This is a genomic window from Streptomyces sp. NPDC001668 (assembly GCF_042893155.1).
GTDB lineage: Bacteria > Actinomycetota > Actinomycetes > Streptomycetales > Streptomycetaceae > Streptomyces.
The window spans coordinates 105,361-117,728 of the sequence record NZ_JBIAUQ010000020.1; the positions used below are offsets into that span (position 1 = coordinate 105,361).

Consider the following 12,368-nt stretch of genomic DNA (forward strand, 5'->3'; position numbering starts at 1 on the left):
GGCACGGACAGGAAAGTTCTTGGGCCAGGGAGGGGAACCCCGCCGCGTGCAGGCGTACGACGGGGAACTGGGCGCGGCCGTCGCGCGGGCCCAGGAGGGCGACGAGGCCGCGTTCGCGGTCGCCTACCGGCTGGTGCAGCCCGGACTGCTGGGGTATCTGCGCGGGCTCGTCGGGGAGGACGCGGAGGACGTGGCCTCGGACGCCTGGCTGGAGATCGCCCGGGACCTGGGCCGGTTCAGGGGGGACGGGGCCGGCTTCCGCGGCTGGACCGCGACCATCGCCCGGCACCGGGCCCTGGACCATCTGCGCCGGCAGAAGGTGCGGCCCCGGTCGGCGGCGCTGGAGCAGGACATGCTGGACCTGGCAGGGCCGCACAGCACCCACGACCAGGCACTGGAGTCCCTGTCCACCGAGTACGCCCTGGAACTGGTCCGGGGCCTGCCACGGGATCAGGCAGAGGCGGTGCTGCTGCGGGTGGTGGTCGGCCTGGACGGCCCCGCCGCCGCCCGCGTCCTCGGCAAGCGCCCCGGCGCGGTGCGCACCGCGGCGTACCGGGGACTGAAGCGGCTGGCGCAGCAACTGGGCGTCGAGAGTGTGACGGATGACGGCCCCCGGACGCTGGGGGAGTCGACATGACAGGCGAGGACGCCACGGCGGACAGGGACGGACACGGCATGGGTGACGAGCGGAGCGGCAATGCCCCCGGCCACCGGCCTGCCCACCCGGAGGAGACCCGTGGCGCGCCCGCGCCGGACCGACGGCCGCGGTACGACGACACCGCCCCGGCCGACACCGCCCCCGCCGACACCGCCGCCCCGAGGCCGCCGTACGACGACACCACCCCCGTGCGGAAGCAGCCGCAGGACGGCGGCCCCCTGGAGACGCTGCTCGCCGCGGCGATCCGTGAGGGGAAGTGCGACGGCGAGGCGGAGCAGCGGGCCGTGGCCGCCTTCCGGGTCGCGCGGGACGCCGGGGCGCACCGGGCGCGGACGCGGCGGCGGGACGACTGGCGGCCCCGCCCGCAGCGGCGCCGGGCGCGTTCGCTGAGGGCGACGCTCTCCGTGCTCCTCGCGAGCCTCACCCTCGGCGGTGTCGCCTACGCGGCGATCGGCTCGGCGGGCGGCGGTCGGGACGAGGGCGCGGCCGGGGACAGGGCCGTACGGCCGAGCGTCTCGGCGAGCACCCCGGCCGAGTCGCACAGCAGCGCACGCCCCTCCGCGTCCGCCGCCCCCGCCGACCGCCCGCCCACCGCGAAGGACACCCTGGCCCACTGCCGTGCCTACGAGAAACTCCGCGGCCGGGGCAAGGCGCTGGACTCCACGGCGTTCCGGCAGCTCGTGACGGAGGCGGGCGGCGAGGCGAATGTGAGCGCCTACTGCGCCGCCCTGACGGGCACGGCGGAGGCGAACGGCGCGGGCAGCGCCGGTGACGTCGGCGGTGCGAACCCGGACAAGCAGAAGGGCAAGGCGGCCGGCCGGCAGAACGCGGACGGGAACAAGTCCGACAAGCGGTGACCCGGCGCCGCCGCGGCAACGGCCGGGGCCGCCACCCCCCACAGGAGAGGCCCCGGCCGTCGCGCGGCACGGGCCGCGCGGCGGCCCGTACTTTCTTCAGCGTCATGAGTGCGGTTTCTGTCACACCCCGCCGGACCGGCTCCGGATCACGAGGTAGTTGCATTTTGTACGGACATGGACGAGCAGCGGTTTCAGGTCGTAACGTGCCTTTCGCGCCGGGCGCGGAAGGTGAATGATCAACGCGAGTCTCGAACGATCACCACAACCCCTCGACGGCTCGAAGCGGCGACCATCGATCGCGACCACGTATTGAGGATTCACGGGTGCTGGGGGACGACGCGGAGTTGACTGCCGCGGTGCTTGCGGCACAGGACGGGGACGAGACCGCGTTCCGGACTGTGTACCGCGCGGTGCACCCGCGGCTGCTCGGATACGTCCGGACACTGGTCGGCGATCCGGACGCCGAGGACGTGGCCTCCGAGGCCTGGCTCCAGATAGCCCGTGACCTGGACCGCTTCGACGGGGACGCGGACCGCTTCCGCGGCTGGGCCGCCCGGATAGCCCGCAACCGCGCCCTCGACCACATCCGGATGCGCGGCCGCCGCCCCGCCATCGGCGGCGACGAGACCGAACTGACCGGCAAGCCCGCCGAGTCCGACACCGCGGGCGAGGCCATCGAGGCGCTGGCCACCGACACCACCCTCTCCCTCATAGCCCGGCTGCCCCAGGACCAGGCCGAGGCCGTGGTGCTGCGCGTGGTGGTCGGCCTGGACGCCAAGACCGCGGCCGAGACTCTCGGCAAGCGTCCCGGCGCCGTACGGACCGCCGCGCACCGGGGTCTGAAACGCCTCGCCGAGCTCCTCGGCGAGGATCCGGAATCGGCCGGTGTGCTCGATGCCCTGCCGCCGCAGCGAGAACCGCAGGGCACTGCGGTGACGTCCGCGAGTGTGACGCATATGCGTCCGCGGACGCAGAAGGACATGTGATGGCCGACGAGAGCTACGGGTGGCTGGACCCCGAGACAGCGGAGCGGTTGCTGCGCGGTGAGTCACTGGAAGCTGTCGACGGACCCGCCCGCGACCAGGCCGAACGGCTCGCGAAGACACTGGACGCGCTGACCGTCGAACCCGCCCCGACCAGCGGCGGACTCCCCGGTGAGGAGGCCGCGCTGGCCGCGTTCCGCAAGGTGCGCGCGGACCGTGCGGACGACTGGGTGAGCGCTCCGGTCCGGGGCCGGCACCGCGGCGGAGCCGGTTCGTCCGACGCCGGTCTCGTGCGGATCGGGACCTCGGACAAGGGAGCGGGCCGCCCCCGTCGGAGCCGTCCCGCGCACCTCGGCCTCGCCGCCGTACTGGCCGCGGGGATGGTGGGCGGAGTGGCCGCCGCGGCCGGAATCGGAGTCCTGCCGCACCTCGGGAAGGGCGAACCGGAACCCGCGGTGTCGGTGTCGGCCGCCGCCAGCCCGGACAGCCAGGACAGCCCGCTCGTCTCGCCGTCGCCCCAGGCTCCCGGGGTGGTCCCCTCGCCCGAGGGCTCCCCGTCCGGTGGCTCCGGGTCCCGGGACACGGCACGCGGAGGCACCGGCGCGGCGCCCGACACCGGCTCCGGAGGGCTGGGGGTGCGACCCCGCGACGACCGGAACGGCGCCGCCTCGGCCTGCCGGGACCTGCGCGAGGGCAAGAAGCTCGACTCGGCCCGCAGGCGTGCCCTGGAGGGCGCGGCGGGCGGCAGCGCGCGGGTGTGGAAGTACTGCCAGGGCGTCCTGTCCGGCGCCGGCACCCAGGGCAACCCCCAGTCCGGCCCCGACGACCGCAAGGGCGACGGCAAGGGCGACGGCAGGGCCGAGGACACAGGCGACCACGAGGACCGCGACAACAACGACCGCGACAACAACGACCGCGGCGGCCACGACGGCCGGGGCGGAAAGAACGGCCGGGGCGGCGAGGACGGTCACCACGGGGGCGAGTTCACCGCCCCCCGCAAGAACCACCACGGCCCCGACGGCGGCCCCTCCGGCACCGCCTCCGACGCCCCGCCCACCCTCACCCGGGCAACGATGTCACCGGACCCGCGGCCGAGCCCGTCGTACAGCGCGCTCTGACCGCTCCCGCCCCGCTCCGACGTCTTACCGCCCCGCTGACCTGCACACTGACCTGCACTTTTCTCACCCGCCTCGAATTCTTTCGCGGCGGGTGTGACGTTTTCGGCCGCTGCGGCGCAGTACTGAGTGAGCCGACTGGTCATCGGCCGTCGCACAGAGCCGGGGTTCCCCCCGTACCTACGGCTCGTGCACCTCGGCGCGGGCGGGACACGTTCCCCCGGTCCCGTCCGCGCCCCTAAAACCTCCGCGCGGCACTCACCAGTGGACGACGACCTTGTCGCCGTTCCTCACCTGCGCGAACAGGTCCGCGATCGCCGCCTCGTCCCGCACGTTGACGCAGCCGTGCGAGCCGCCCGCGTATCCGTTGGCGGCGAAGTCGGCCGAGTAGTGCACCGCCTGGCCGCCGCTGAAGAACATCGCGTACGGCATCGGGGAGTCGTAGAGCGTCGACACATGGTGCCGTGACTTCCAGTAGATGCTGAACACGCCCTCACGGGTCGGGGTGCCCACCGAGCCGAAGCGCACCGGCACGGTCATGACCGTCCGCCCGTCGATCATCCAGCGCAGGGTCCGGCTCGTTTTGCTGATGCACAGCACCCGCCCGGTCAGACAGCGCGGGTCCGGCGCGTCGGCCGGCTGCCCGCCCATCAGGTACAGCTCCCACTTGCCCGGCTCGCGCGTCATGCCCTTCAGCCGCTTCCAGGTGACCGTGTCGGTCTTCCCGGTCCTCGGCAGCCCCCGCTTGCCCTGGAACCCCTTCACCGCGCGCTCGGTGAGGTCGTCGTACGACCCCGTCGGCCCGTCGTAGAGCCAGGCCACCTGACGCAGCCGGGCCTGCAACTCCCGTACCCCCCGCCCAGAGTCGCCCCGCGACCACAGCACGGCGGGCGCGGCGGCCTCGCGGGACGGTGTCGCACTCGGCTTCGGGGCGTCGTCCGCCGGCGGCGTACTGCGCTTCGGCACCTCGATCCGCACCGGCAGATGCCGCTTGCCGTCGCCGTCCCCGTCGGCGCCCCGCACCGTGCAGCCGCAGGCCATCGCCAGAACCAGCAGCGCGGCGAACGATCTCCCCATGCCCGTACTACGCATCCGGACCCCCTGTCGTCTCACCGGCATCCCCTGAGATGTCTCCCCCCGCTCGGCCGGTTGCGAACGACCCGGCGGCGCTTCGCCCGGGACCGCAATACGGTGGTGGGCATGACGCGTGAGTCGGAGTCCGGACTGCCCATCGAACCCGTCTACGGTCCCGGCGCCCAGGAGGGCTGGGACCCGGCCGAGAAGCTCGGCGAGCCCGGCGGGTACCCGTTCACGCGGGGCGTGTACCTGTCGATGTACACCGGGCGACCGTGGACGATGCGGCAGTACGCCGGTTTCGGTACGGCGACGGAGTCCAACGCCCGCTACCGGCAGCTGATCGCCCACGGCACGACGGGACTGTCGGTCGCCTTCGACCTGCCCACCCAGATGGGCCACGACTCCGACGCGCCGATCGCGTCGGGTGAGGTCGGCAAGGTGGGGGTGGCGATCGACTCGGTCGACGACATGCGGGTGCTGTTCGGCGGGATCCCGCTGGACCAGGTCTCCACGTCGATGACGATCAACGCCCCGGCCGCCGTGCTGCTGCTCCTGTACCAACTGGTCGCCGAGGAGCAGGGGGTGGGTGCCGACCGGCTCACCGGCACGATCCAGAACGACGTGCTGAAGGAGTACATCGCGCGGGGCACGTACATCTTCCCGCCCAAGCCCTCGTTGCGGCTGACCGCCGACATCTTCAAGTACTGCAAGGCGGAGATCCCGAGGTGGAACACGATCTCGATCTCCGGCTACCACATGGCGGAGGCGGGGGCCTCGCCCGCGCAGGAGATCGCGTTCACCCTCGCGGACGGCATCGAGTACGTGCGTACGGCGGTCGCGGCCGGCATGGACGTCGACGACTTCGCCCCGCGCCTGTCGTTCTTCTTCGTCGCGCGCACGACGATCCTGGAGGAGGTCGCCAAGTTCCGCGCGGCCAGGCGCGTCTGGGCGCGGGTGATGCGGGAGGAGTTCGGCGCGCGGAACCCCAAGTCGCTGATGCTGCGCTTCCACACGCAGACGGCCGGGGTGCAGCTGACGGCCCAGCAGCCGGAGGTCAACCTGGTCCGGGTCGCCGTCCAGGGCCTGGCCGCCGTCCTCGGCGGCACCCAGTCGCTGCACACCAACTCCTTCGACGAGGCCATCGCCCTGCCCACCGACAAGTCCGCGCGTCTGGCGCTGCGCACCCAGCAGGTGCTGGCCCACGAGACCGACGTGACGGCCACCGTGGATCCCTTCGCCGGCTCGTACGCCGTCGAGCAGATGACCGACGACGTCGAGGCGGCCGCGCTGGACCTGATGCGCAAGGTCGAGGACCTGGGCGGCGCGGTCGCCGCCATCGAGCACGGCTTCCAGAAGAACGAGATCGAGCGCAACGCCTACCGCATCGCCCAGGAGACCGACTCCGGGGAGCGGGTCGTCGTCGGCGTCAACCGCTTCCGGCTCGACGAGGAGGAGCCGTACGAGCCGTTGCGTGTCGACCCGGCCATCGAGGCCCAGCAGGCCCAGCGCCTGGCCCGGCTCCGCGCCGAGCGCGACCGGCCCGCGGTGGACGCGGCCCTCGCCGCCCTGAAGAAGGCGGCCGAGGGCGAGGACAACGTCCTCTACCCGATGAAGGACGCGTTGCGGGCCCGGGCCACGGTGGGCGAGGTCTGCAACGCGCTGCGCGAGGTGTGGGGCACGTACGTCCCCTCGGACGCGTTCTGAGGGCGCCGCCGAGGTAGTCCTCGGCTAGCGCGTGATCCCTCGCCCGGCATAGGCCACCAGCTTCGAGGCGTCCTCGCCCGCCCAGCCCACATAGCCGTCCGGACGCACCAGGAACAGTCCCTTGCCGTACGACGGCTGCTCGTCACCGGTGACCACCCGCACCGGCTCCGGCAGCTCCGGAGCCTCGACACCGACCGCGACCAGCGTCCAGTGCGGGCCCCGGAAGGCGTCGAAGAGGCGGACGCCGGCCAGCTTCCCGTCGGGGGCTCGGTCGCCCGCGCGGAGTCCGCCCGGTGCCGTGCGAGTCTCCTGAGTGAGGGACGAGTCCCGGTATCCCAGGCCCAGTTGGCGGGTCGCCCCGCCCCGGCGGATCTCGCCCCGGTGCACACCTGTCGAGATGCCGAGCATCTGCGCGGCGATGGGGCGGCGCTCCTCCTCGTAGGTGTCCAGGAGCGCGGCCGGGGCGCCGCCCCGCAGCACCGCGCCCAGCTTCCAGCCCAGGTTGTAGGCGTCCTGGACGCTGGTGTTGAGGCCCTGGCCGCCCGCGGGGGAGTGCACATGGGCCGCGTCACCGGCGAGGAAGACCCGGCCGGAGCGGAAGCTGTCCGCGAGGGCCGCGCGGGGCCGGAAGTCGGAGGCCCAGCGGATCTCCGTCACCGACTCGGGGGCGAGGTGGGAGCGGGCCGCGACGACCTCGCGGACGGCGTCGGGGGACAGGTCGACCCGCGTGCCCTCCGGGAACTGGGCCACGACCTGGAAGTCCTCCGTGCCGGCGAGCGGGCAGATCGAGAGGTAGCCGGCGTCCTCGCCGCGGGGCGGGAAGATGTGCCAGTTGTCCCGGTCGAGGCCGGTGATGCGGGCGTCCGCGACGAGCAGCGGGTTGGGGTCGACGGTCTCGCCGGTCATGCCGATGCCGAGGGCCCGGCGGACGGCCGAGCGGCCGCCGTCGGCGGCGACGACGTACCGGGCACGGATGTCCGGGCCCGCGGCGAAGCGCACGGCCACCCCGTCGGCGTCCTGCTCGAACCCCACGGCCTCCCGGCCGAAGGCCACCCGGCCGCCGAGCTCCTCCAGCCGCGCGAACAGCACTTCCTGGGTGCGCCACTGCGGCACCATCCACGGCGCGTCGTACGGGGAGTCCTCCGTCGGCTCGGCCGGTTCGAACATCCGGTGCTCGCCGACCCGCTCGCCGTCCTGCCAGACCATGCCGACGGGGTAGGTCCCGCCGGCCTCGAGGATCGCGTCGAGCACGCCGAGGTCGTCGAAGACCTCCATCGTGCGCGGCTGGAGCCCCTTGCCGCGCGAGCCCGGGAAGAGCCGGTCCGCCTTCTCCACGACGAGCGCGTCCACACCGCGCCGGGCGAGGTCGATACCGAGGGCGAGTCCGGTGGGTCCCGCTCCGACGACCAGTACGTCCGTGTTCATGCCACATCTCCTTAACGCTGTTAAGTGCCGCTGGCTCCGAGAGTGCCCTTAACGCTGTTAAGCTGTCAAGCGTGAGTACGGAGAAACGCCCGCCCCTCGACCGCGCGAGGGTCGCCGACACCGCCCTGAAGCTCCTGAACGAGGTGGGCCTTGACGGCCTCTCCCTGCGGGCCATCGCCAAGGAACTCGACGTCAAGGCCCCCGCCCTGTACTGGCACTTCAAGGACAAGCAGGCGCTGCTGGACGAGATGGCGACGGAGATGTACCGGCGCATGGTCGCCGGAACCGACCTCGACCCGTCCGACACCTGGCGGGAACGGCTCCTCAAGTCCAACCGCGGCCTGCGCGCCGCCCTGCTCGGCTACCGCGACGGCGCCAAGGTCTACAGCGGCTCACGCTTCACGGGCCTGGTCCACGTCGAGCAGATGGAGGAGACCCTGAGCCTCTTCACCACGGCCGGCTTCACGCTCGCCCAGGCGGTGCGGGCCACGTCGACCTCGTACTTCTACACGCTCGGCTTCGTCACGGAGGAACAGGGCGTGGAGCCCCTGCCCGGAGAACGCCGGGAGGGCTTCGACGTGGCGGAACGCGCCCGCGTCATGGCCGACTTCCCGCTGTCGGCCGCGGCGGGCGCGGAGATCTTCCAGGACTTCGACCGGCATTACGAGGAGGGCCTGGAACTGGTCCTCGCGGGGATCGAGCAGCGGTACGGCAGCACCCGCTAGGGGCGCGGGACCCCGCGCTCGCGCTCAGCGCACCTTGTTGAGCGCCGTGCGCAGCCGCGGGGTCAGACGGTCCTCCACGAAGCGGTTCAGGAGCCAGGCCAGGGTCAGCATGGAGGCGATGGTCAGGGTGAAGGTCACGGCCGAGGGGAGTCCCAGGTCGCGGTGGAGGACCTTGATCACCACCCAGCCCAGGTGTTCATGGACCAGGTAGAAGGGGTACGTCAGCGCCCCCGCCACCGTCAGCCAGCGCCAGTTGGCCCGGTCCAGCCAGCCGAGGGCGATCGCGGCGACGGCGAGGAACCCGAAGGCGACGATCAGGACGATGCCGTACGACGTCCGGTGGGCGAAGGCGTTGGGGTCGGAGACGTTCCACAGGTCGCGTACCGCGTAGTGCTGGCCGATCAGGAAGCTGACGGCGACGATGCCCCACGCGTAGGCGTCCTTGCGGTCGCGGTGGACCAGGTAGAGGCCCATGCCGCCGATGAAGAACGGCGCGTACTCCGGCATCAGCACGATGTCCAGCAGCGGCATCTTCGCGCCCTGGGCGATCGCGGCCGCGAGGGTCCAGCACGCGCTGAACATGATGACCCGGCGCCGGCTCGCCCCCGGCAGGACCACGACCAGGGCGAACAGGGCGTAGAAGCGGATCTCCGCCCACAGGGTCCAGTCCACGCCGAGTACCCGGTCCACGCCCAGCGGCTGCTGGAGCAGGGTCAGGTTCACCAGGGCGTCGCTCGGCGAGACCGTCTCGTAGGCGACCCACGGGAGCGCGAACACCCCGGCGACCAGGAGGACGGCCGCCCAGTACGCGGGCATCAGCCGGGACACGCGCGAGGCGAAGAACGAGCGCAGCGGGCGGCCCCAGCCGCTCATGCAGATGACGAAGCCGCTGATGACGAAGAAGATCTGGACGCCGAGGCAGCCGTAGGCGAACGGCGTGTGCAGGGTGGGGAACTGCTGCTGGGCCGAGCTGCCCCAGGCCCCGGTGACTTCGCCGCCGCGCCCGCCGTAGTGGTACAGCGCCACCATCAGCGCGGCGATCAGCCGCAGCCCGTCCAGCGCGCGGAGCCGGCCCCCCGCGCGCCGCACGGGCACGACCTCGACGGGTGCAGCCGTGACGGACTGCGGCTTGGTGGTGCTCACGACCGTCTCGGTCACGGTGGTAACCCCTAGCAGGGAGAAGTGGCGTCCACCAGCAGGTTAGGCATCACCCCGAGGACTTTTGTTCGAGGAGATCCCTCTTCGCTCAGCTCTCTCCAAGGGTTCACCTGGCCGACGTACAGGATTTCCGAACTGTTCCCGGCCTATCGGCGCACCGACTTCTTCAGGGCCCGTGCCCTGCGTACCACCCGGCGCGCGGTCGCGTTGTGCGGCAGGAAGGCCAGCCGCTCCGGGATCCCGCCCGGCAGCCCGAGCGCGGTCAGGCGCTTCTTGCGGAAGTAGCGCCGGGTGCGCGGGCCGAAGTGCTGGGAGAGATAGCGTTCCGCGGCCGGCCGCAGCGACGGGTGGATCTGCGCCTGCATCGTGAAACTCAGCGCGGTGACCAGGGCGTTCAGCAGATCTGCCGGAATGGGGTCCTCGCCCTTGCGGCCCTCCAGATCCGGCAGCACCGCATCCGCCAGCACCACCGGGACCCGGTTGCTGTTCTGGTACGGCGTCAGCCGCTCGAGGAGGAGCTCCGTGCCGATCCGGGCGGCCGGGAGGTCGTAGAGCGCGGAGGCCGTGAACAGGGCGGTGGAGAAGCAGCCGACGACCAGCGCGGGCCGGGCCTTCTCGAACAGCACCTCGGCGAGCACCGGGGTGTCCAGGACGGTCAGGTCCACGCCGAGCTCGACCGCCTCCGCCTCCAGGGCGCGGCTGAAGCGGGCCGGGGCGCTGGGGTGCGGCTTGAAGACGACCGAGCGGTGCCCCTGGGCGACCGCGCCCTTCAGCATCCGTACGTGCAGGTCCTCCTCCTCCTCGGGGGAGAGGATGTCCAGCGCGGACAGGTACTGGCCGAGCAGCAGGGCCGCGCTGTCCGGCAGCGGCGGCAACTCGTCCACGGCCGCCGTGAGTTCGCCCATCGCCTTCAGGAAGGCCGACGTCGGCACCACCACCGGCGGTACGCCGAACTCGGTCAGCAGCATCGGCGTGAGACCCGCGATCAGGTCCAGGTGGAGCAGGCGGCGCACCCGCGTGCCGACCAGCGGGTCGAGCTTGTTGCGGGTGGGGCCGTAGCTCATCAGACCGTCGGCGTAGACGTCGACCGGGGCGCCGGTGAAGATCTGGGCGACGGTGAGAGCGGGGGCCACCTGGATGGACTCCAGGACCAGTTCGACCCGGTCGTCGCCGAGGCCCCACAGCAGGCGCAGATAGCGCTCGAAGAGCGGGACGTCGTCCGAGCGGGGCGTCCAGGAGCCGGGGTGGAAGGGGCGGATCGCCTCGTTCCAGGAGAGCACCTCGTCGAAGTGGTCGCGCAGCGGAGCGAAGCCCGGCATCTCGTCGAGCGGTACCGAGGTCTCCGGTGTCGCGGTGTTGTTGAACACCAGCAGCACCCGGCGCTCGGGCTCCTCGAAGAGATCGGAGTCGATCGCGGCGGCCAGTGTGACCGCGCCGTACAGCGTCGAGGCGCAGAAGATCTGGGTCGTACGGGAAGCCGTCGGGGAGCTGGTCCGGGACATCACGCGGCCGCCTTCGCAGTGGTGACCCGCCGCCGCAGCCGCCGCAGCTTGGCGGAGCGGCGCAGGTCCATGGTGTCGAGTACCTCGGCGAGCATGTCCTGCGGCATCCGCTTGATGGCCGCCGCGCTCATCGCCCGCAGCTGCCGGGCCACGGACGGCTCCCACTTGGACTCGTCGGACAGATGGTGGGCGATGATCGCGCAGTAGGTGCGCACCGCCTTGGGCAGGAGCCGGTCGGCGTCCCGGTCCGCCGCCGTCTCCTCGATGACCTGGTCGAAGGCGCGGATGAAGTCGAGCTGGCGGGCGTCGCCGATCTGGGTGAGGGAGGAGGCCACCCCGCGCCGGTAGAACACGCCCAGCAGGCTCACCACGGCGAACGACTCGGCCTCGCGGTGCAGCTTCCAGATCCACGGCCGGTCCTCGGCCGTGCGCAGTCCGTCGGTGAAGTGCAGCAGGCCCTTGTCGAGCAGACGGCGGTGGTAGGCGCCGGCCCACGCGTACGCGTAGTCCACGGACGTCGAGCGGTCGGCGGGCAGGATCGCGTCCCGCGGGTTCATCACCTCGTTCCGCCGCCCGATCGGGACCCGGTGCACGGTCCGGGCGCGGGCCACGGTCTGCACATGGTCGGTGCGCACGAAGTCGCAGCCCAACTCCTCGATGGCGGTGACCAGTTCCGTGAGGTAACCCGGCGCGAGCCAGTCGTCGCCGTCCAGGAAGGTCAGATACTCGCCGCGCGCCGCGTCCAGGCCGGTGTTGCGCGCGGTGGCGAGCCCTCCGTTCGTCTCGTGGTGGAGGACCTGCACCTGGGCGACGTCCGAGAGCTCCTCGGCCGCACGGTCGAGAATGGCCGGGGTTTCGTCTTTGGATTTGTCGTTCACCAGCACGAATTCGAAGTCCCGACGGGCATTCAGACGAAGACTTCGGAGGGTGTCCGGGGCGTATTGCTGCACGTTGTAGAACGGCACGATGACGGAGAGCTTAGGCACCCGAGAAACGCTAGAAGGCGGTCCGGCAGCACAACTTTCCGGAAAGGGTACTGCGGGTGAACTCGATGTGTCGGATCGGTGCATCCCGTGTACTTCCTGGTCTTCAGCGGGCCAGTTCGGCTCTCGGTGGGCTGTTGTTAACTTTTCGTTGATTCCCGGTTGGGCGGGACCTAGAAAT

At 71.9% G+C, this 12,368-nt stretch carries 11 protein-coding genes; 6 read left to right on the forward strand and 5 right to left on the reverse strand.

What is annotated here, in order from left to right:
- The first annotated feature begins 19 nt into the window (after positions 1–19).
- The 4 genes from ACFYZ8_RS40155 (at position 20) to ACFYZ8_RS40170 (ending at position 3,616) form a co-directional block, all read left to right on the forward strand.
- Positions 20–637 carry an RNA polymerase sigma factor gene (locus ACFYZ8_RS40155; RefSeq protein ID WP_359036527.1) on the forward strand — a complete coding sequence of 206 codons (618 nt, stop codon included), beginning with the start codon at positions 20–22 and terminating at the stop codon, positions 635–637.
- Complete coding sequence (locus ACFYZ8_RS40160; protein WP_388541159.1) at positions 634–1,515, forward strand: hypothetical protein; 882 nt, start codon at positions 634–636, stop codon at positions 1,513–1,515. The genes ACFYZ8_RS40155 and ACFYZ8_RS40160 overlap by 4 nt, the downstream gene beginning before the upstream one ends.
- A gap of 323 nt (positions 1,516–1,838) precedes the next feature.
- A complete protein-coding gene (locus tag ACFYZ8_RS40165) occupies positions 1,839–2,501 on the forward strand; it encodes an RNA polymerase sigma factor (RefSeq protein ID WP_359036523.1) in 663 nt (220 codons plus the stop codon).
- Positions 2,501–3,616 (forward strand): hypothetical protein, encoded by a 1,116-nt coding sequence (locus tag ACFYZ8_RS40170; protein ID WP_388541162.1) that lies wholly within the window; start codon positions 2,501–2,503, stop codon positions 3,614–3,616. The genes ACFYZ8_RS40165 and ACFYZ8_RS40170 overlap by 1 nt, the downstream gene beginning before the upstream one ends.
- A 255-nt stretch (positions 3,617–3,871) precedes the next feature.
- Here ACFYZ8_RS40170 and ACFYZ8_RS40175 read toward each other — a convergent pair whose 3' ends face one another.
- The gene (locus ACFYZ8_RS40175) at positions 3,872–4,690 is read right to left on the reverse strand and encodes a L,D-transpeptidase family protein (RefSeq protein ID WP_359036520.1); all 819 of its coding nucleotides are present in this window, start codon (positions 4,688–4,690) and stop codon (positions 3,872–3,874) included.
- 123 nt (positions 4,691–4,813) lie between these two features.
- On the opposite strand from ACFYZ8_RS40175, the gene ACFYZ8_RS40180 reads away from it, so the two are divergent.
- Positions 4,814–6,394 carry a methylmalonyl-CoA mutase gene (locus tag ACFYZ8_RS40180; RefSeq protein ID WP_388541165.1) on the forward strand — a complete coding sequence of 527 codons (1,581 nt, stop codon included), beginning with the start codon at positions 4,814–4,816 and terminating at the stop codon, positions 6,392–6,394.
- A gap of 24 nt (positions 6,395–6,418) precedes the next feature.
- On the opposite strand, the gene ACFYZ8_RS40185 is transcribed toward ACFYZ8_RS40180, so the two are convergent.
- Positions 6,419–7,819 (reverse strand): FAD-dependent oxidoreductase, encoded by a 1,401-nt coding sequence (locus ACFYZ8_RS40185; protein WP_388541168.1) that lies wholly within the window; start codon positions 7,817–7,819, stop codon positions 6,419–6,421.
- Between the two features lie 71 nt (positions 7,820–7,890).
- On the opposite strand from ACFYZ8_RS40185, the gene ACFYZ8_RS40190 reads away from it, so the two are divergent.
- Positions 7,891–8,544: a TetR/AcrR family transcriptional regulator gene (locus ACFYZ8_RS40190; protein WP_388541171.1), complete on the forward strand. Its 654-nt coding sequence runs from the start codon at positions 7,891–7,893 to the stop codon at positions 8,542–8,544.
- Positions 8,545–8,568: 24 nt separating this feature from the next.
- Here ACFYZ8_RS40190 and ACFYZ8_RS40195 read toward each other — a convergent pair whose 3' ends face one another.
- The 3 genes from ACFYZ8_RS40195 to ACFYZ8_RS40205 form a co-directional block, all read right to left on the reverse strand.
- Complete coding sequence (locus ACFYZ8_RS40195; RefSeq protein WP_388541172.1) at positions 8,569–9,702, reverse strand: acyltransferase family protein; 1,134 nt, start codon at positions 9,700–9,702, stop codon at positions 8,569–8,571.
- Between the two features lie 146 nt (positions 9,703–9,848).
- On the reverse strand, positions 9,849–11,204 hold the full coding sequence (locus tag ACFYZ8_RS40200) for an alpha-2,8-polysialyltransferase family protein (RefSeq protein WP_388541174.1): 1,356 nt from the start codon (positions 11,202–11,204) through the stop codon (positions 9,849–9,851).
- Positions 11,204–12,190, reverse strand: a complete 987-nt coding sequence (locus tag ACFYZ8_RS40205) for a glycosyltransferase family 2 protein (RefSeq protein ID WP_388541176.1) — start codon at positions 12,188–12,190, stop codon at positions 11,204–11,206. The genes ACFYZ8_RS40200 and ACFYZ8_RS40205 overlap by 1 nt, the downstream gene beginning before the upstream one ends.
- Positions 12,191–12,368: the final 178 nt, after the last annotated feature.